Raw genomic sequence first — 16,853 nt, 5'->3', positions numbered from 1 at the left:
GGGTGACAGGGTGTGGGTGGGCCGTAACGTACGGTTCGCTTCATGATCGACCGTTCCGTCCCGCGCCGGGTGCTCCCGGCCCCGGAGCCGCGGGGCGCGGCGACCGTCCAGGCAGCCCTGCCCGTGGGGCCCCGGACCGGCCGACTCCTCGTCCTGGCCACCGTGTTCGTCTGCGCCGCCTGCGGGCTCGTGTACGAACTGGAGCTGCTCGCCCTCGGGACCTACCTCATCGGCGACTCCGTCACCCAGGCGTCCGTCGTGCTGTCCGTCATGGTCTTCGCGATGGGCGTCGGTTCCCTGCTCGCCAAGCGGTTCCGCCACCGGCCCGCGTTCGGCTTCGGAGCCATCGAGGCCGCGCTCGCGCTCCTCGGCGGGCTCTCGGCCATGGCGCTGTACGCGAGCTTCGCCTGGCTGGGCGAGTCCCGGCCCGCCCTCGTCGCCTTCTCCTTCGCCATCGGCGTGCTCATCGGCGCGGAGATCCCGCTGCTGATGGTCCTGATCCAGCGCATCCGCAGACAGGACGCGGGCGGCGCCGTCGCCGACCTCTTCGCCGCCGACTACGTCGGCGCCCTGGTCGGCGGCCTCGCCTTCCCGTTCCTGCTGCTGCCGCTGTTCGGCCAGCTCACCGGCGCCCTGCTCACCGGCACCGTGAACGTGGTCGCGGGCGGCGGGCTCGTGCTGTGGCTGTTCCGCCGGGACCTGAGCCGGCGCTCCCGCTGGATCCTGATCGCCGTGAACGCGACCGTCCTGGCCGTCCTCGGCTGCGCGACCGTCCTCGCCGACGACTTCGAGCGGGTCGCCCGGCGGGCCGTGTACGGCGCGGAGGTCCGCGTCGCCGTCCAGACCGGGGTGCAGGAACTCGTGCTGACCGGGCCGCCGACCGGCTCGCCGCGCTCCCTCGACCTGTACCTCGACGGGCGGCTGCGCGTCAGCGGGTACGACGAGTACCGCTACCACGAGGCGCTCGTCCACCCCGCGATGACCGGCCCGCACGGCCGGGTCCTGGTGCTCGGCGGCGGCGACGGGCTGGCCGCCCGCGAGGTGCTCCGCTACCGCGACGTCGACTCCGTCACCGTCGTCGAGCTCGACCCGGGCGTGGTCGGCCTCGCCCGCACCGATCCGATGCTCTCCGCGCTCAACGCCGGGGTGTACGCGGACCCGCGCCTCGGCGTCGTGCACCAGGACGCCTTCGGCTGGCTGCGGCAGCCGGGCGCCCGGGACCGGTTCGACGTCATCGTCTCCGACCTCCCCGACCCGGGCATCACGCCCAGCACGAAGCTGTACTCGCAGGAGTTCTACGGGCTGGCCGCGCGGGCCCTGCGCCCCGGCGGGCGCCTCGCCGTGCACGCCGGGCCGATGGCCGCGCGGCCGCGCTCGTACTGGACCGTCGAGTCCACCCTGCGCGCGGCCGGCCTGCAGACCGCCCCCTACAGCGCGGGCGGGCGGCTCTCCGGCTTCGCCGCCGGACCCGACCGCACCCCGCGGATCCTGGGGGCCGCACCGCCGCAGGACTGGGGCTTCGTCCTCGCCGCCCGCGAGGAGGTGCCCGCGCTGCGCGTCGACCGCGACACGCCGGGGCTGCGCTCGCTGTCGACGCGCTCCCTCCAGGACGCCGCGCGCGACACGGAGCGGACCCGGGTGCCCGGACTGCCGCCGTCGACGCTGCCGCACCCGCGGTATTCGTGACCCGGCGCGGGTCTCGTCGGTAGGCTCGGCCGCATGGAGCATCAGGTGTTCGTTCCGGTACCGCCCGACGACCTCCGCGCCGTACTGCGTGACCCCGCCCGGGTCGCCCGGTGCGTACCGGGACTCCAGCAGGACGCCGACGCCGCGTCGGGGCCGCTCTCGGGCCGCCTCAAGGTCAGGGTCGGCGGGCACACCGTGACCTACCGCGGCGCCCTGGTCGTCACCGAGCGGACCCCCGGGCGCTTCACCGCCGACGGCGAGGGCACCGAGGTCCGGGGCCACGGCACCGTCGCGTTCGGGCTGGAGCTGCGGCTGGCCCGGGTGGACGGCGGGACCCGGGTGGAGTTCAGCGTCGAGGGCACCGCCGACGGGCGCGCGGCCGCGTTCACCCCCGAGGCCACCGCCACCGCCGTACGGCGGCTGCTGGACCGGACCGCCGAGCAGCTGGCCACGGTCGCGGCCGAGCCGGCGGGCGGTGCGGAGCCGGCCGACGGGGCGAAGCCGGCCGACGGGGCCGGGGCCGCCGGCCGGTCCGGGCCGGGACGGGCCGCCGACGACGCCGATCCCGTCGCCGAGGGCGAGGCCGGCGAGGACGCCGCCGGCGCCGCCGACGCCGGCGAGGAGATCACCGAGGTCACGGCGTCCGTGTTCGAGACCGAGGTGCCGACGCCGTCCCCGGACCCCTTCCTGGCCTCCGGGCCGGCCGAGCTGGACGGGGCGCCGCGGCCCCCGGCCGAGGCCGCCCACGCCCGCCGGACCATGATCGGCCGCAGCGCCGAGGAAGTGGACCACGCGCCGCCGCGGGGCCGCTACGCGCCCGTTCCCGCGCCCACCGCCAACACGGCCGGTGAGAGCCTGCGCTGGCTGGCCCCGGCCGCCGCCCTCGCCGTGGCGTCGGCGGTCGTGCTCGGCCGGGCGCTGCGCCGCCGACGCTGACGACCGGCCCGCACTAGGGTCGGCGGCATGAGTACGCAACTGAGCGCCGGTGGCGCCGAGGTGACCGTCGACCAGGAGAACGGCTGCCGGATCAGCAGCCTGCGCATCGACGGGACGGAACTGCTGCGCCAAGGCCCGCACTACGGCTCCTTCCCGATGGTCCCGTGGTGCGGGCGGACCGAGAACGGCCGCTTCCAGGACGGGGCGACCGTCCACCAGCTCCCGGTCAACCACCCCCCGCACGCCATCCACGGCTTCGGCCGCGACGCGGCCTGGAGCCGCGCCCGCTCCGGCCCCGCGGACGCCGTGTTCACGTACGACCTCGCCGACCCGTGGCCCTACCCCGGCCGCGTCACCCAGATCGTCGAGCTGTCCGAGAGCGCGATGACCCTCACCCTCGGCATCGAGACGTACGGGGACTCCTTCCCGGCGCAGGCCGGCTGGCACCCCTGGTTCCACCGCAACCTCGGCACCGGCAAGGACGTGCGCGTCGACTTCACCGCCGGATGGCAGGAGGAGCGGGGCGAGGACCACCTCCCCACCGGCAACCGCATCGACCCGCTGCCGGGACCGTGGGACGACTGCTTCGGGATGCCGGACGGGGTCGACGTCACCCTCACCTGGCCCGGCGCGCTGGAGCTGAGGGTCACCAGCCGCACCGAGTGGGTGGTCGTCTACGACGAGGAGCCCGAGGCCGTCTGCGTGGAGCCGCAGTCCGGTCCGCCGAACGGGCTGAACAGCCTGCCGCGCCTGGTCACCCCCGTGGACCCGCTGGAAATCTCCACCACGTGGGCCTGGCGGCGGCTCGGCTAGAGCCGAACGGGGGCGTCTAAGCTCAGGGCCATGACTGACGTACACGATGCGCTTCTGCAGCAGATCAAGGACAAGGCCGTCGTGCACGGCAAGGTGACCCTCTCCTCCGGCCGTGAGGCCGACTACTACATCGACCTCCGCCGGATCACCCTCGACGGCGAGGCGGCCCCCCTGGTCGGTCAGGTCATGCTCGACCTGACCGCCGAGCTCGACTTCGACTGCGTCGGCGGCCTGACCCTGGGCGCCGACCCGGTCGCGACCTCGATGCTGCACGCCTCCGCCGCGCGCGGCGGGCGCCTGGACGCCTTCGTCGTCCGCAAGGCGCAGAAGGCGCACGGCATGCAGCGCCGCATCGAGGGCACCGACGTGAAGGGCAAGCGCTGCCTGGTCGTCGAGGACACCTCGACGACCGGCGGATCCCCGCTGACCGCCGTCGAGGCGGTCCGGGAGGCCGGCGGCGAGGTCGTCGCCGTCGCCACGATCGTCGACCGCGGTGCGGCCGACGCCATCGCGGCCGCGGGCCTGCCGTACCTCACCGGCTACCGCCTCGGGGACCTCGGCCTGTCGTAGCGGTGCCGGGCTGCCGGTCCGCCGGTCCGCGGGGTCGGCCCGTGGTCCCGCGGACCGGAGCGTTCCGGCCTGCGGGACCGCACCCGCAACTGGTGACGAAGGTCCCCGGAAGTCCCTGAGCGGGCTCTGACCTGCGGTTTCATGGGCTGCCGGGATGTTTCACGTGAAACATCCCGGCACGTTCTGCCCACCCGGTGAGACCGGCGGGGTGGAGTGTCGCGCGGAGTCTGGAAAGATAGGCGCGACGATGACGTCGCCCCCAGGTCAGGGCCCGCAATAAGCACACTCCCCGCACATCCAAGGAGCGGACAGATGCCCATCGCAACCCCCGAGGTCTACAACGAGATGCTCGACCGGGCGAAGGCAGGCAAGTTCGCCTACCCGGCCATCAACGTGACCTCCTCCCAGACCCTGCACGCCGCGCTGCGCGGCTTCGCGGAGGCCGAGAGCGACGGCATCATCCAGATCTCCACCGGTGGTGCGGAGTTCCTGGGTGGCCAGTACAACAAGGACATGGTCACGGGCGCCGTCGCCCTGGCGGAGTTCGCGCACATCGTGGCCGCGAAGTACGACATCACGGTCGCGCTGCACACGGACCACTGCCCCAAGGACAAGCTGGACGGCTACGTACGTCCGCTCATCGAGGTCTCCGCCGAGCGCGTGGCCCGCGGTCTGAACCCGCTCTTCCAGTCGCACATGTGGGACGGCTCCGCCGAGACCCTGGCCGACAACCTGGCCATCGGCCAGGAGCTGCTGGCCAAGGCCGCCGCCGCGAAGATCATCCTTGAGGTCGAGATCACCCCGACCGGCGGCGAGGAGGACGGCGTCAGCCACGAGATCAACGACGAGCTGTACACCACCGTCGACGACGCGCTGCGCACCGCAGAGGCCCTGGGCCTGGGCGAGAAGGGCCGCTACCTGCTGGCCGCCTCCTTCGGCAACGTGCACGGCGTCTACAAGCCGGGCAACGTCGTCCTGCGTCCCGAGCTCCTCAAGGACCTCCAGGCCGGTGTCGGCGAGAAGTACGGCAAGTCCTCGCCGTTCGACTTCGTCTTCCACGGCGGTTCGGGCTCCACGGCCGAGGAGATCGCCACCGCGCTGGAGAACGGCGTCGTGAAGATGAACCTCGACACCGACACCCAGTACGCCTTCACCCGCCCGGTCGTGGACCACATGTTCCGCAACTACGACGCGGTGCTGAAGGTCGACGGCGAGGTCGGCACGAAGTCCAAGTACGACCCCCGTACCTGGGGCAAGGCCGCCGAGGCGGGCATGGCCGTGCGCGTCACCGAGGCGTGCGCGAACCTGCGCTCCACGGGTACCCGGCTGAAGTAGCGGTACCGCTCCACCTGGCAGGACACACCAAGGGTCTGCCGGTCCCCCCGGACCGGCAGACCCTTGGGTCGTTGACGGGGCATGCCCGCCCGGCGCGTCCGTCGCGCCGGGCGGTCCGCCCCGCCCGCTCGTTCGCCCCGCCCGTTCCTCCGCCCCGTGGCCGTGGCGGTTCCGTACGGGGACGCGGGGCCCGTCAGCGCATCGGCGGTTCGGCGTCGACCGGCTCGGTGCCCACGAAGGCCTCGAAGACCTGCTCGCCGTCCTGGACGCCGGTCACCCGGACCGACCGGGTTCCCGCGTCGCCCAGTTCGGTCGGGGTGGGCTCCGCGTGGATCCACAGGGGGCTGCCGAACTCGGCGTAGCGCTGGTAGCTGCTCATGACGGAGACCGGAAGCAGGTCGCCCCCGCCGCCGAGGGCCAGCGCGGCCTGCCGGGCGGCCTCCAGGAGGACCATGCCGGGCAGGTGGTCGCCGGTGTGGTCGAAGAGCACCGGGTGGCGGGTGTCGTAGCGCAGCTGCCAGACCCCGGGGCGGGGGGCGTCGGCGAGCACCACGTCGAACGGGGAGAGCCGGCCGACGGCGGCGGGCGCCAGCGGGGCGGGCGGCAGCGAGGCCACGGGCTCCTTGGCCAGCTGCTCGGCGCGCAGCCGCCGGTAGACCGCGGGGGAGGTGACGGTGTAGCCGACCTTGCCGGTGGCGACGACGCGGCCGTGCTGACGGACCACCACCTCGTAGCAGAGCGCGGTGAGCCGGCTGCCGCGGCGGCGTATCTCGGGGCAGGTGACCGTCAGGTCGAGGTCGGCGGGGGCGCTGCCGATCACGAGGTTCTCGGGAACGGTGGAGTACTCCAGCGACCACAGCAGGAACTGGTGGCCGAGGGGGACGCCGAAGGCCTCGTGGGCGAGGTACGAACCGACCTGCCGGATGGTCTCCGCGATGAGCATCGGGTCGTAGTGCGTGCCCCCGATGGGGGTGAAGAAGCAGTGCCCGCGCGGCCATTGGGCGGTGATGTGGAAGAGGTTCTCCGCGGGGCGGCACATGCCGGTGAGGAAGACCTCGGCGAAGGCCGCACGGTGGACGAGCGCTCTCGGAACCGTGGTGGCCGGCCCGTCGTCCGACCTGGCAGGGCAGATGCAGCTCGCGGTCGAGGCCGAAGTGATGAAGTCCATCGGTTCCAGAGTCGTGATCATGAAGTCCCTCGTCATCATGGCCGGATACAACAAACTTCTAACGCCAGCAAAGTACGTACTTCAGGGTTTGATTAACTCTCAGATGATTACCCGAGGAACACCCGCCCGTCCGTACAGAGTGACGCAGGCCATAGCCCGATCCGGCACCCGGGTGGCTGGATTGTGAAGATTACCCAGGTCAGGCCTAGTTTCTGATGTGGTCTACGCCATAGGGGCCGAAGGGTCCCGGGCCGTACGGCGGAACCGGCATCCGGTATCTTTCTCAACGCGCGGCAGCCCGCGTACTGGTAGGTATTTTTCGGGGGGCCCGCCAGGTGCGCGGGCCACACCTGCCCGAAAACAGCCGGTGCCGGCCTCCCCCGCACGATCGGAGCGCCATGCAGCCCCTGCGGCACTTGCGGCTCGCCGCCCTGAACATCGACGGCGTCCTCCTCAACGACACCTTCAGCCCGGTCATCCACGGGTTCGTCACCCGGCGCGGCGGGACCTACGACGGCGAAGTGGAACGCGGGATCTTCTCCCAGCCCCGCTCGGTGGCGGCGCCGGCCATGGGCCGCGCGGCCGGGGTGGACTGGGCGCCGGAGAAGGTGCTGGAGGTCTACTTCGAGGAGCGGGCGGCCCACGTGGCCCGCCATCCGGTGCACGTGCTGCCCGGCGCCGAGGAACTGCTGCACCGGCTGCGGGGCCTGGGTCTGCGCACCGTTTGCTACGGAGGCCTCGACAAAGTGCACTTCGACCGGTACCTCGGCCACCTCGCGCACCTCTTCGACGGCCCCGGGTACGTCAGCACGGACTCCTTCCGCCCGGGGGTGCACGAGATCGCCGCCGACGTGTTCGGCCTCGACCACGGGCGGACGCTGTTCGTGGACGACGTGGCACGGGTCGCCGAGGCGGCGCTGGACCTCGGGGCGTCGTTCATCGGGCATCCGAGCGCCTTCGAACACGGCTTCCAGGGACGGCAGATGCGCGAGGCCGGCGTGCGCCACCTCGTCGGCTCGCTCGGCGAGATCGACGAGCGGCTGCTGCGGACGGTGGACGCGGAGGCCGCGGAGGCCGCGGGCGCGGCGGGCCGGGCGAATGCCGTGGGCGCGGCGGGCCGGGCCTGAGCCGGCCGGCGCGCGGCGGAGGTCGGAACGCGGCGCGCACCGTGGACGCGGGAACAGGGCACGGGCGCAGCGCACGGGCCGGGACGTACGGATGAAGGGACGCGGCATGCAGGGGCTGGGACAGGAACACGGGCAGCGGCAGGGGCTGCTGGAGGGGAAGGTCGCGCTGATCACCGGGGCGAGCAGCGGCATCGGCGCCGCCGCCGCCCGGGTCTTCGCGCGGGAGGGCGCGAGCGTCGTGCTCGTCGCCCGGCGCGAGGAACTCCTCCGGGACCTCGTCGCGGAGCTGACGGAGCAGGGCGCGCGGGCGCGCTACGCGGTGGCGGACGTGACCGTGCGCGCCGACGCCGAGGTGGCCGTGGCCCTGGCGGTCGAGACCTTCGGCCGGCTCGACTGCGCGTTCAACAACGCCGGTTGGGGGGCCGGACGGACCCCGCTGCACGAGATGGACGACGAGCTGTACCAGCGGATCATGCGGGTCAACGTGGACGGGGTGTGGAACTTCCTGCGCCCGGAGATCGCCGCGATGCTGGAGACCGGCGGCGGGTCGATCGTCAACAACAGCAGCGTCGGGGGTCTGCTGGCCACCCCGGTGGCGGCGCCGTACGTCGCGGCCAAGCACGCGGTCATCGGCCTCACCAAGGCGGCCGCGGCCGAGTACGCGGCCCGGGGCATCCGGGTCAACGCGGTGGCGCCGGGCACCACGCGGACCGAGGTGGTCCAGGACTGGTTCGCCGCGGTGCCGGGGATCGAGGCCCAGCTGCACGCCGGCACGCCCCAGCCGCGGACGGCGGAGCCCGCCGAAATCGCCGAGGCCGCCGCCTGGTTGTGCAGCGATAGGGCGTCGTTCGTCACAGGAGTCACGATGCCTGTGGACGGCGGCTTCGTGATGGTGTGAAACTGCACGGGCAGGAACGTACCCGGGGGCATGTAAAGATACCGGGTGCTGGGGATGGCGGGTGAGGACGGTTCACCCGCTGGCTGCCGGGGGAACTCTGAGCGCAGCGGCATGACCGACGGGGGCAGGAGAGGGCTCGGCACATGAGGACAGAACGACCCCAGGTCAAGCAGGATCGCGCGGTGCGTACCCGACAGGCGATCCTCCAGGCGGCCGCGGTGGTGTTCGAGGAGCGCGGGTACGAGGCGGCGAAGCTCTCCGACATCGTCAACATCGCCCGGGTGACCAAGGGCGCGCTCTACTTCCACTTCGACTCCAAGGAGCACCTCGCGCAGGCGGTGATCGACGCCCAGGTGGCGTCCGCCCCGAACGCGGCGCCCCAGGAGTACAAGGTGCAGGAGTTCGTCGACATCGGCATGATCTTCTCGCACCGGCTGCGGCACGACTCGTTGATGCGGGCCAGCGCCCGGCTCACCCTCGACCAGACCACGCTGAGCCTGGACCGGGCATCGCCGTACGCGGCGTGGATCGAGCTGCACGTGTCCCTGATGACCGAGGCCAAGGCCCGCGGCGAGCTGATGCCGACGGTCGATCCGGTCGTGCCGTCGCAGCTGATCGTCGGGTCCTACGCGGGCCTGAACATGATGTCGCAGATGCTGGACCTGGACCTGGACGAGCAGGTGTCGGCGCTCTACACGCACGTGATGCCCAACGTCGTGGTGCCGTCGCTGGCGATCCGGCTGGACACGGCGCCGGGCCGGGGGGCGCGGGCGCTCTACGGCCCGCAGGGCACGCACCCGTGTACCTACGGGTGCGCCTCGGGAGTTCCCGTCCTCGCGACGGGGGGAGGGGAACCCGGCCCGCGGGTGGTCGCGGAGGCCGGTGCCGGAGCCGTCGCCGGAGCCTGACGGACCGGTGGCGGCGGCCGGCCCGGCCGGGCGCGCCCGCGCCTGAGGGCCGGGCGGAAGCCCCGGACGAGGGGACCCCGCGCGAGGGGGTGTCCCGTCCGGGGCTTCCGCATGTCCGAGCGCACCCGCGGCTGCGTGGCCGGCTGCGTGTCCGGCCGTGTCCGGGGCGGAACCGTGGCGGAACCGGGTTGGTTCGGCGTGGCTTCGGCGCGGGTTCGGGGGCCGTTCGGGGGCGGTTCGGGAGGAGTTGGACAGATACAGGTTGCTAAAAAATCCTCCCCGGTATTATTTTTCACTGGCACGGCGTCGCCAACGCCGCCGCGTCCGGTCTGCTCTGGGGGAGAGAACTGTGGACATCGACGTACTCGGAGGGCTCCGCGTCAGCGAGAACGGGGTGCCCGTCGTGGCACCCACGCTGGCGGCCCGGCACGTGCTCGCCGTCCTCGCGGCCCACGCCAACCAGGTGGTTCCCGTGTCCGTACTGGCCGACGAGCTGGCCGGCCGGGTACCGCCCGAGCACGCCCGGGCCGTCGCGCACTCCGCGGTGCGCGTCCTGCGGGACGGTCTGGCCGCCGCGCTGGACGCCGGCCCGCACGCGGCGCGGACCGCGGACGGCGTCCTTCCGTCGGTGCCCGGCGGGTATCTTCTCGACACCGGCGGCGGCCGCTGCGACCTCGACGAGTTCGAACGCGGCGCGGGCGCCGGCTACCGGGCCATGGCCCGCGGCGACTTCGAGACCGCGGCCCGCCGGTTGCGCGGCGCGCTGGACCTGTGGACCGGCCCGGCCTTCGCGGGGATCGAGGCGGGCGGCTGGCTCGGCGCCCGCATCGCGGCCCTGGAGGAGTCCCGCCTCGCGGTCCTCGGGCAGTGGGTGGAGGCCGGACTGGCCCTGGGCCGCCACCGCGAGCTGCACACCGAACTCTCCGCCCTGCTCGCCCGGCACAGCGGCCGCGAGCAGCTCGATGAGCCGTACCTGGCGGCCCTGCGCCGGACCGGCCGGCGCGTCGGGTCCCTGCGCCACCTGCACTCCCTGGCCGCCGCGCTCGACACGGACCACGACCGCGGTCCCGCGGCGGCCGTACGGGCCCTGCGCCGGGCCGTGCTGCTGGGCCCGGCCGGCGCCCGGTGCGCCTGAGGGCCGCCCGCAACGGCCGGGGTGCTCAGTCGAGGACCGCGGTGGCCTCGACCTCCACCAGGTGCTCGGGGACGTCCAGCGCCGCGACGCCCACCAGCGTGCCCGGCGGTACCGGGGTGCCGCCCAGCTTCGCGGCGGCGCGGGCGACCCCCTCCTGGAAGAGGGGCATCTTGTCGGGGGTCCAGTCGACGACGTAGACGGTCAGTTTCGCCACGTCGTCGAAGGAGCCGCCCGCACCGGCCAGGGCGGTGGCGACGTTGAGGTAGCACTGCTCGACCTGGGCCGCGAGGTCGCCCGCGCCGACCGTCGCCCCCCGGGCGTCCCAGGCGACCTGCCCGGCGACGAAGACCAGCTTCGAGCCGGTCGCGATCGACACCTGCCGGTAGGCGCCGACCTCCGGCAGTCCCTCGGGGTTCACCAGGGTGATGGCCATGCTGTCCGCCTCCGTGTGCGTCGTAGTCACTTGTAGTTACTCGGGAACCGTAGGAGAGTGCCCGCTGACATGGAAGAACGCACTTTTCGGTGACGGGGGAACCCGATGGTGACCAAGCAGTTCAGCGGCTCGCCGGACGACGCGGACCTGACGCGCGCCGACTCGCTGGCGCGGGAGATCTTCTCGGACGTCGCCAACAAGTGGGCGTTCCTGATCATCGACGTGCTGGGCGAGCGGACACTGCGCTTCACCGAGGTGCGGGACGAGATCGAGGGCATCAGCCACAAGATGCTCACCCAGAACCTGCGCATGCTGGAGCGCAACGGCCTGGCGGAGCGGAAGGTCCACCCCACCGTGCCGCCGCGGGTCGAGTACACCCTCACCGAGCCGGGCCGCGCCCTGCGCGAGACCGTCCACAGGATGTGCGACTGGACCCACCGGTACCTCGGCCACATCGAGGCCGCCCGCCGCGGCTTCGGCGCCTGACGGGCCGAGGGCCAGGACGACCCGGTCGAGCCCGTCGAGACGGGTCCCGTCGTCGAGCCGGACGCTCCGGGGGCCGCCGGACGGGCCGGTGACCGCCACCGCGCGGGCGCGGTGCACCTCGACGGTGACGTGGGCGGGGGCGTCCCGCATCAGGCGCTCGAACGCGTCGCGCAGGTACGCGCCGTGCAGGGCGGCCGTGGGGCGGGTGGCGGGGCCGAGGCGGCGGGCCTCCTCCAGCGTCCACGGGTCGTGCTCACCCTCTTCGGCCGAGGCGGCCAGGGACCGGGCCCACGCGTAGAGGTTCGGGCCGGCCATCGCCGTGCCCGCTTCCGCTTCCGCTTGCGTTTGCGCTTCCGCTTCCGCTTCCGCTTCCGCGTAGACGGTGATCCGCGACGCGGAGACGGCCATGCGCGGTGCGCTGCCGGACCGCCCCGCGAACCGGTCGGGGTCCCCGCCGGGGACGGCCGGGTCGACCACGTGGACGACCAGGGAGCGGTGGCGCGCGGGGCCGTGCTCCCGGGCGAGCAGCCGCACCAGGACCGGGAGGCCGCGGGAGCCCGCTCCGACCAGGCACAACGCGGTGGGAGAGGAAGGGTTCATGCGGGGGCTCCGTTCCGCGGAGGGGCAGTGGGGCCGCGTGCGGCATCGCCGGAAGGGTGCTTTTCCGTTCGCGTCACCGTCAAAGCCGTGTCCGATGGTCCGTCAGGTCCGGGCTTACCGCGGGTTACCGGAGGAGGTGACGGACTTGCCCGCCCGGGAGTGCCGCCCGCTCCGGTCCGTCGCACAATCCGGACATGCGCACTCCCCCCGTCGACCGGTCCGGCACCGCGGTGGCCGCACCGTACGGCGGGTCGCCGGGCGGCGCGCTCCCCGGTGGCAACCGCGCCGAACGGCGCTTCTGCCAGGGGCCGTTCGCCGCAACCCTCGTCCCGGCCGGCTGAGCGCGGTGGGAGACCCCGGCCCGGCGACGGGCGACGGCGTCCTGGACCGCCTCGCGGCCGAGGGCGTGCACGCCTGGCTGGACGGGACCGGCGGGGCGGCCGGTCCGTACGCGGCCCCCGGTCGCGCTCCGCTCGCGGCCGCCGGGATGCGCGGAGTGCGCGGGGTGCTGTGCGAGGTGGACACCGTCCTGGAGGTCCTGCTCCGCACGGATCGGGCGTACGGAGCCCCCCGTCCCCGCCCCCGTCCTCGTCCCCGCCCCCGCCCCGGCCCCGGCGAGCCGGTCGAGGTGCTGCTCGCCGCGCAGGCCCGTACGGCCTGCGACGTGCTGCTGCGCCGGTACGCCGCCGGCCGCGGGGCGGACGGCCTGGTCGCGGTGCCGCTCGCGCCCTGGCACCGGGGCGCCGACGCGCAGGTGGCGGCCGCCCGGGGGCTCGTGCGCCGCGTCGGGCGGCCCAACGTCCTGGTCGGCGTACGGGCCACCCCGGACGGCCTGGCCGCGGTCGTGCGCTGCCTCGGCGAGGGGCTGGGGGTCTACTGCGGGCCGGTGTTCGGCACCGCGGCGTACGAGGCCGTGCTGGAGGCCTGGCTGACCGGTCTCGGCCGGGCGCACCGGGCGGGCCTGGACCTGGCCCGGATCGCCTTCGTCTCGGGGTCGCGGCTCACCGGGCCGCCGCGGGCCGCCGCCGACACGGCCCGGCTGCTGTACGCCTGCGCCGACCTGCGGTACGACGACCCGCGCTGGCCCGCCCTGGTCGCGGCGGGCGCCCGCCCGCACCGGCTGCTGTGGACGGGGTTCGACCCGGCGACGGCGGCCGCCGTCGTGCCGGGCCTCGTGGGCTGGGGCACCGGAGTGGCGCTGTCCGGCGCCGCGCTGGCCGCCGTCGTACGGGACGTGGTGCTGCGCGGGGAGACGCTCGGCGGGGCGGGTCCGGACGCGCCCCGCGAACTGGCCCTGGCCCGGGGGGCCGTGGCCGTGGCCGAAGCGGCCGGGGCGGCGGCCCGCGACGAGCGGCGGCGGGCCGCCGTGTGGTCGCGGGCCCGTGCGCTGGCGGCCCGCCGGATCAGGACCGCGGCAGGGTCGCCGTCCCCGGAGCCGACCGCGGACCCGTTCCCGGTGCCGAACGCGGACTCGTTCCCGGTGCCGACCGCGGAGCCTGCGTGGGGGCCGCCGTACGCGCAGCCCCGTCCCGGCGCGGTACCGGCGCCGCGGCCACGGTGATCTCGAACAGCAGGTGCTCCACCATCCCGACGCCCTCCCGGACCCGGCGGCTGCGCAGCACCCGCAGGTCCCGGCCGCACGATTCGGCGAGGTTCCACAGCCCGGGCACGTCCCCGCGGTCGCTGAAGTGCAGCAGCGCCGCCCCGCCGGGCACGGTCCACCGGGGCGCCTCGGTCAGGTAGCGGCGGTGCGCGGCGTACCCCGGGTCGGTGGCCCGGCCGTGGGCCTGGCGGTAGCCGGCCGGCCCCGGTCCCGAAGCGGAGTGCCAGTACACGGTGGAGAACCGCTCGTCGGCGCCGAGCCCGGAGAAGAAGTCCCCCTCGACGGCGCGCACCCGGTCCGTCACCCCGTGCCGGGCGGCGTTGAGGGCGGTGTTGCGCACGGCCCGCGGGCTGGTGTCCGTACCGACGACGCGGTGGCATCCGGCGAGGGCCGCGGAGACGGCGATGACGCCCGTACCGCTGCCCACCTCAAGGAAGGATCCGGAGCGCGGGGCCGTCAGGGGGTCTCCGAAGCCGAGCATCCGCATCGCCACGCCGGTGGAGCGGGAGTGCGGCGGCGCGGGCACGCCGGGCAGCCGGTCCCACGTACGGCCGCGCAGGGCGAAGGTGCCGGGCCCGCCGGGTACGGGTGCGTCCGGGCGGCCGGGTGCGGGGGCGTCCGGGGCGCCGGATGCGTCGGCCGCGTCCGGGGACGGGCCTTCGGCCGCCGTCCGCGCCGTCCGGCCGCCAGCCGCCGCCCACGACGGACGACCGCGCTCCGGTGACCGCCCGTACTCCGCGGTGCCTGTCATGACGCTCCCTACCCCCGTGGCGTCTCGCGCCCCTCGTTCCTACCGGGGCCAGCCTTCCGGCTGCCCCCGGACGGCGAGAAGGTGACCCGGCGACACTCCTGGCGGCTGCGGCGGTTGCGGGACCACCCCGTGGCCGTCGCGCGGCCACCGGGCGGTCGTCCGCGGCCCCGCGGGATCCGCTTGACCCCTCGCCACCCGGAACCTAGGTTCGGGGTCATCTGGCCTGAAAGCACTGGTCAGCCGGGGGGAGACAGAGATGGATCGGGACATAGGCGCCGCTGCCGGGCCGGGGGACGGTGGGGCGCTGGCCGTACTGGAGCTGCTCGCGGGGGACGCCCCGCAGGCCCGGTTCGACGCCCTGCTGGACGAGGCCCGCAGGGCGGGCGCGGGCGGGGCGGAACTCGCCGGGCTGACCCGGGCGCTGGAGCTGGCGCGCGCCGTGCGGACCGGCGTCGGCGCGCAGCGGGAGCCCGGCCGTCGGGAGCCGCACGGCCGTCAGGAGGAGGGCGGCCGTCGGCGGGAGGCGGCGCACACCGCGTTGGCGGACACCGCGCACGACCTCACCCTTCCGTACGACCTCGACGCCCTGCTGCGGGTCGTCGCCCGCCGGGCGAGCCGGCTGCTCGGCCTCGACGTGGCCTGGGTGTCGCTGGACCGCCCGGACGGCACGGCGTACGTCCGGGTCTCCGAGGGCGGGACCACCGCGCTCGTCGCCGGCCTGGACCTGGGCGCCCGTACCGGTCTGGGCGGCATGGCGCAGGTCCGGCGCGCGCCCGTGTGGACCGCCGACTACCCGGCCGACGGGGCCGTTCCGCGCGGGCCCGCCGTCGACGAGGCGGTGCGGGCCGAGGGGCTGCGCGCGGTCGTCGCGGTACCGCTGCGGGCCGGCGACTCGACCCTGGGCGCCCTGTACGGCGCCGCCCGCACCGCGCGCCGCTTCACCCCGGACGAGACCGGGCTGCTGCTGTCGCTCGCGGACCTGGCGGCCGTCGCCGTCGACCGGGCCGGGAGGCTGGAGCGGGCCCGCGCGGAGGTCGGGGAGCTGGAGCGGTTCGGGTCCCGCACCAACACGGCGCTGACCCGCGTGCGTTACCTGTGGGAGTGCCACGCCCGGCTGGCCGGGCTGGTCCTGGACGGGGCGGGCCTGTCGACGCTGGCCCGGGCCACCGCGGACGCGCTCGACGGCGTCCTGCAGGTGCGGGACCCCGGTGGCCGTCCGCTGGTCTCCACCGGGCCGCTGCCCGCGGCCCTCGACGAGGAGGCCGTGGCCAAGGCGGCGCTGGTGGTGCACACCGACCGGCGGCCGGTGGAACTGCCCGGCGACGTGTGGCTGGCCCCGGTGCTGGCCGGAGCCGAGGACCTCGGGGTCCTGGTGCTGCACGCCTCGGCCCCGCTCACCGCCGAGGACGTACGGCTGCTGCAGATGGCCGCGCAGACGGTGGCCGCGCTGGTCCTGATCCAGCGCGGTACGGCGGCCGCCGAGGGCCCGGTCCACGAGGAGCTCCTCCAGGACCTGCTGGACCGGACCGGCCGCTCCGACCGGTCCGACCGCTCCGACCGGCACCTGCTGGAGCGCACCCGGCGCCTGGGCGTGGAGCTGGAGCAGCCCCACGTGGTCGTGGTGGCCCGGCCGGAGGGCGGCGAGCTGGGCAAGGCGGTGGCCTGGGCGTCCTCGTACGCGTACCGGATGAACGGGCTCAAGGGCGTGCGCCGCGGCTGCATCGTGCTGGTGCTGCCCGGCTCCGACGCCTCGGCCGCCGCCCGGCAGGTGTCGGCCGAGCTGTCGCCGATGCTCGGGCACCCGGTGTCCACCGGGGCGGCCGGGCCCTCGGCGGGCGCGGGCGAGGTGGCCCGGGTGTACGCGGAGGCGGTGCGCTGCCTGGACGCCCTGACCGCGCTGGACGGGGCCGGGGGCACCGCCTCGCTGAGCGAACTGGGCTTCCTCGGGCTGCTGTTGTCGACCGACCACGACGTGGACGCGTTCATCGAATCGACCGTCGGGCCGGTCCTCGCGTACGACGCGACCCGCTTCACGGAGCTGACGCGCACCCTGGAGGCGTACTTCGACGCGGGGGGCAGTCCCACCCACGCCGCCGAGGCCCTGCACGTCCACGCCAACACCGTCTCCCGCCGCCTGGACCGGATCGCCGACCTGCTCGGCCCCCTGTGGCAGAAGCCCGACCGCGCCCTGGAGATCCAGATGGCGCTGCGGCTGCGCAAGGCCCGCGGGGTGCTGCACGACCGGCGTACGGAGGCGGACCGGCAGCGGACGGGCCCGGCGTAGGGCGCGGGCCCGGGCGGCTGTGGGCGTACGGACACCCGCGCACCGCCGGTCGGGCACCGCCGGTCGGGCACCGCCGGTCGGGCACCGCCGGTCGGGCACCGCCGGTCGGGCGGCGGTGGT

General features: G+C 74.8%; 15 protein-coding genes and 2 pseudogenes. 13 read left to right on the top strand and 4 right to left on the bottom strand.

Annotation, left to right across the window (positions count from 1 at the left end; all coding sequences use genetic code 11):
• The first annotated feature begins 42 nt into the window (after positions 1–42).
• From ACZ6S8_RS18410 to fbaA, 5 genes are all read left to right on the top strand, one after another.
• Complete coding sequence (locus tag ACZ6S8_RS18410) at positions 43–1,686, top strand: polyamine aminopropyltransferase (RefSeq protein ID WP_469456905.1); 1,644 nt, start codon at positions 43–45, stop codon at positions 1,684–1,686.
• 33 nt (positions 1,687–1,719) lie between these two features.
• On the top strand, positions 1,720–2,622 hold the full coding sequence (locus tag ACZ6S8_RS18405; RefSeq protein ID WP_469456903.1) for an SRPBCC domain-containing protein: 903 nt from the start codon (positions 1,720–1,722) through the stop codon (positions 2,620–2,622).
• 27 nt (positions 2,623–2,649) lie between these two features.
• Positions 2,650–3,435: an aldose epimerase family protein gene (locus ACZ6S8_RS18400; RefSeq protein WP_469456901.1), complete on the top strand. Its 786-nt coding sequence runs from the start codon at positions 2,650–2,652 to the stop codon at positions 3,433–3,435.
• Positions 3,436–3,465: 30 nt separating this feature from the next.
• Positions 3,466–4,005, top strand: a complete 540-nt coding sequence (pyrE, locus tag ACZ6S8_RS18395) for an orotate phosphoribosyltransferase (RefSeq protein ID WP_469456899.1) — start codon at positions 3,466–3,468, stop codon at positions 4,003–4,005.
• 312 nt (positions 4,006–4,317) lie between these two features.
• On the top strand, positions 4,318–5,340 hold the full coding sequence (gene fbaA / locus ACZ6S8_RS18390; protein WP_383916419.1) for a class II fructose-bisphosphate aldolase: 1,023 nt from the start codon (positions 4,318–4,320) through the stop codon (positions 5,338–5,340).
• A gap of 193 nt (positions 5,341–5,533) precedes the next feature.
• On the opposite strand, the gene ACZ6S8_RS18385 is transcribed toward fbaA, so the two are convergent.
• Positions 5,534–6,529, bottom strand: a complete 996-nt coding sequence (locus ACZ6S8_RS18385) for a ScbA/BarX family gamma-butyrolactone biosynthesis protein (protein WP_469456896.1) — start codon at positions 6,527–6,529, stop codon at positions 5,534–5,536.
• Between the two features lie 377 nt (positions 6,530–6,906).
• On the opposite strand from ACZ6S8_RS18385, the gene ACZ6S8_RS18380 reads away from it, so the two are divergent.
• From ACZ6S8_RS18380 to ACZ6S8_RS18365, 4 genes are all read left to right on the top strand, one after another.
• The gene (locus tag ACZ6S8_RS18380; protein ID WP_469456895.1) at positions 6,907–7,635 is read left to right on the top strand and encodes an HAD family phosphatase; all 729 of its coding nucleotides are present in this window, start codon (positions 6,907–6,909) and stop codon (positions 7,633–7,635) included.
• Between the two features lie 106 nt (positions 7,636–7,741).
• Positions 7,742–8,533: an SDR family NAD(P)-dependent oxidoreductase gene (locus ACZ6S8_RS18375; RefSeq protein WP_469456894.1), complete on the top strand. Its 792-nt coding sequence runs from the start codon at positions 7,742–7,744 to the stop codon at positions 8,531–8,533.
• A gap of 182 nt (positions 8,534–8,715) precedes the next feature.
• Entirely contained in the window at positions 8,716–9,441 is a 726-nt protein-coding gene (locus tag ACZ6S8_RS18370) for a ScbR family autoregulator-binding transcription factor (RefSeq protein ID WP_469456892.1), read from the top strand.
• A gap of 349 nt (positions 9,442–9,790) precedes the next feature.
• Positions 9,791–10,576 (top strand): AfsR/SARP family transcriptional regulator, encoded by a 786-nt coding sequence (locus ACZ6S8_RS18365; protein ID WP_469456890.1) that lies wholly within the window; start codon positions 9,791–9,793, stop codon positions 10,574–10,576.
• Between the two features lie 25 nt (positions 10,577–10,601).
• Here ACZ6S8_RS18365 and ACZ6S8_RS18360 read toward each other — a convergent pair whose 3' ends face one another.
• A complete protein-coding gene (locus ACZ6S8_RS18360; protein WP_469457002.1) occupies positions 10,602–11,009 on the bottom strand; it encodes a RidA family protein in 408 nt (135 codons plus the stop codon).
• Between the two features lie 105 nt (positions 11,010–11,114).
• Here ACZ6S8_RS18360 and ACZ6S8_RS18355 point away from each other — a divergent pair, with 105 nt between their 5' ends.
• Positions 11,115–11,495, top strand: coding sequence for a winged helix-turn-helix transcriptional regulator (locus tag ACZ6S8_RS18355; protein ID WP_469456888.1), 381 nt, complete (start codon positions 11,115–11,117; stop codon positions 11,493–11,495).
• 15 nt (positions 11,496–11,510) lie between these two features.
• On the opposite strand, the pseudogene ACZ6S8_RS18350 reads toward ACZ6S8_RS18355, so the two are convergent.
• Positions 11,511–12,095, bottom strand: a pseudogene (locus ACZ6S8_RS18350) (FAD/NAD(P)-binding protein); the annotation flags it as partial.
• A gap of 194 nt (positions 12,096–12,289) precedes the next feature.
• Here ACZ6S8_RS18350 and ACZ6S8_RS18345 point away from each other — a divergent pair.
• Together ACZ6S8_RS18345 and ACZ6S8_RS18340 are read left to right on the top strand one after the other, a co-directional pair.
• Positions 12,290–12,436: a hypothetical protein gene (locus ACZ6S8_RS18345; RefSeq protein ID WP_469456886.1), complete on the top strand. Its 147-nt coding sequence runs from the start codon at positions 12,290–12,292 to the stop codon at positions 12,434–12,436.
• Positions 12,437–12,582: 146 nt separating this feature from the next.
• Positions 12,583–13,026: pseudogene (locus ACZ6S8_RS18340) on the top strand (transaldolase family protein); the annotation flags it as partial.
• Positions 13,027–13,498: 472 nt separating this feature from the next.
• Here the strand turns inward: ACZ6S8_RS18340 and ACZ6S8_RS18335 are convergent.
• Positions 13,499–14,449 carry a methyltransferase domain-containing protein gene (locus tag ACZ6S8_RS18335; RefSeq protein ID WP_469456884.1) on the bottom strand — a complete coding sequence of 317 codons (951 nt, stop codon included), beginning with the start codon at positions 14,447–14,449 and terminating at the stop codon, positions 13,499–13,501.
• Between the two features lie 256 nt (positions 14,450–14,705).
• On the opposite strand from ACZ6S8_RS18335, the gene ACZ6S8_RS18330 reads away from it, so the two are divergent.
• On the top strand, positions 14,706–16,733 hold the full coding sequence (locus ACZ6S8_RS18330) for a GAF domain-containing protein (protein ID WP_469456882.1): 2,028 nt from the start codon (positions 14,706–14,708) through the stop codon (positions 16,731–16,733).
• The last annotated feature ends 120 nt before the right edge of the window (positions 16,734–16,853 follow it).

Source organism: Streptomyces sp. NPDC048461 (genome assembly GCF_055587105.1).
Note: the sequence above shows the minus strand (reverse complement) of the source record. Positions and strands in the feature narration are given on the sequence as shown.

Bases quoted from the DNA above. Each gene is read 5' to 3' on its own strand.
- ACZ6S8_RS18410 (WP_469456905.1), top strand. From the start codon at position 43: ATGATCGACCGTTCCGTCCCGCGCCGGGTGCTCCCGGCCCCGGAGCCG.
- ACZ6S8_RS18405 (WP_469456903.1), top strand. From the start codon at position 1,720: ATGGAGCATCAGGTGTTCGTTCCGGTACCGCCCGACGACCTCCGCGCC.
- ACZ6S8_RS18400 (WP_469456901.1), top strand. From the start codon at position 2,650: ATGAGTACGCAACTGAGCGCCGGTGGCGCCGAGGTGACCGTCGACCAG.
- pyrE (WP_469456899.1), top strand. From the start codon at position 3,466: ATGACTGACGTACACGATGCGCTTCTGCAGCAGATCAAGGACAAGGCC.
- fbaA (WP_383916419.1), top strand. From the start codon at position 4,318: ATGCCCATCGCAACCCCCGAGGTCTACAACGAGATGCTCGACCGGGCG.
- ACZ6S8_RS18385 (WP_469456896.1), bottom strand. From the start codon at position 6,529: ATGATCACGACTCTGGAACCGATGGACTTCATCACTTCGGCCTCGACC.
- ACZ6S8_RS18380 (WP_469456895.1), top strand. From the start codon at position 6,907: ATGCAGCCCCTGCGGCACTTGCGGCTCGCCGCCCTGAACATCGACGGC.
- ACZ6S8_RS18375 (WP_469456894.1), top strand. From the start codon at position 7,742: ATGCAGGGGCTGGGACAGGAACACGGGCAGCGGCAGGGGCTGCTGGAG.
- ACZ6S8_RS18360 (WP_469457002.1), bottom strand. From the start codon at position 11,009: ATGGCCATCACCCTGGTGAACCCCGAGGGACTGCCGGAGGTCGGCGCC.
- ACZ6S8_RS18355 (WP_469456888.1), top strand. From the start codon at position 11,115: ATGGTGACCAAGCAGTTCAGCGGCTCGCCGGACGACGCGGACCTGACG.
- ACZ6S8_RS18345 (WP_469456886.1), top strand. From the start codon at position 12,290: ATGCGCACTCCCCCCGTCGACCGGTCCGGCACCGCGGTGGCCGCACCG.
- ACZ6S8_RS18335 (WP_469456884.1), bottom strand. From the start codon at position 14,449: ATGACAGGCACCGCGGAGTACGGGCGGTCACCGGAGCGCGGTCGTCCG.
- ACZ6S8_RS18330 (WP_469456882.1), top strand. From the start codon at position 14,706: ATGGATCGGGACATAGGCGCCGCTGCCGGGCCGGGGGACGGTGGGGCG.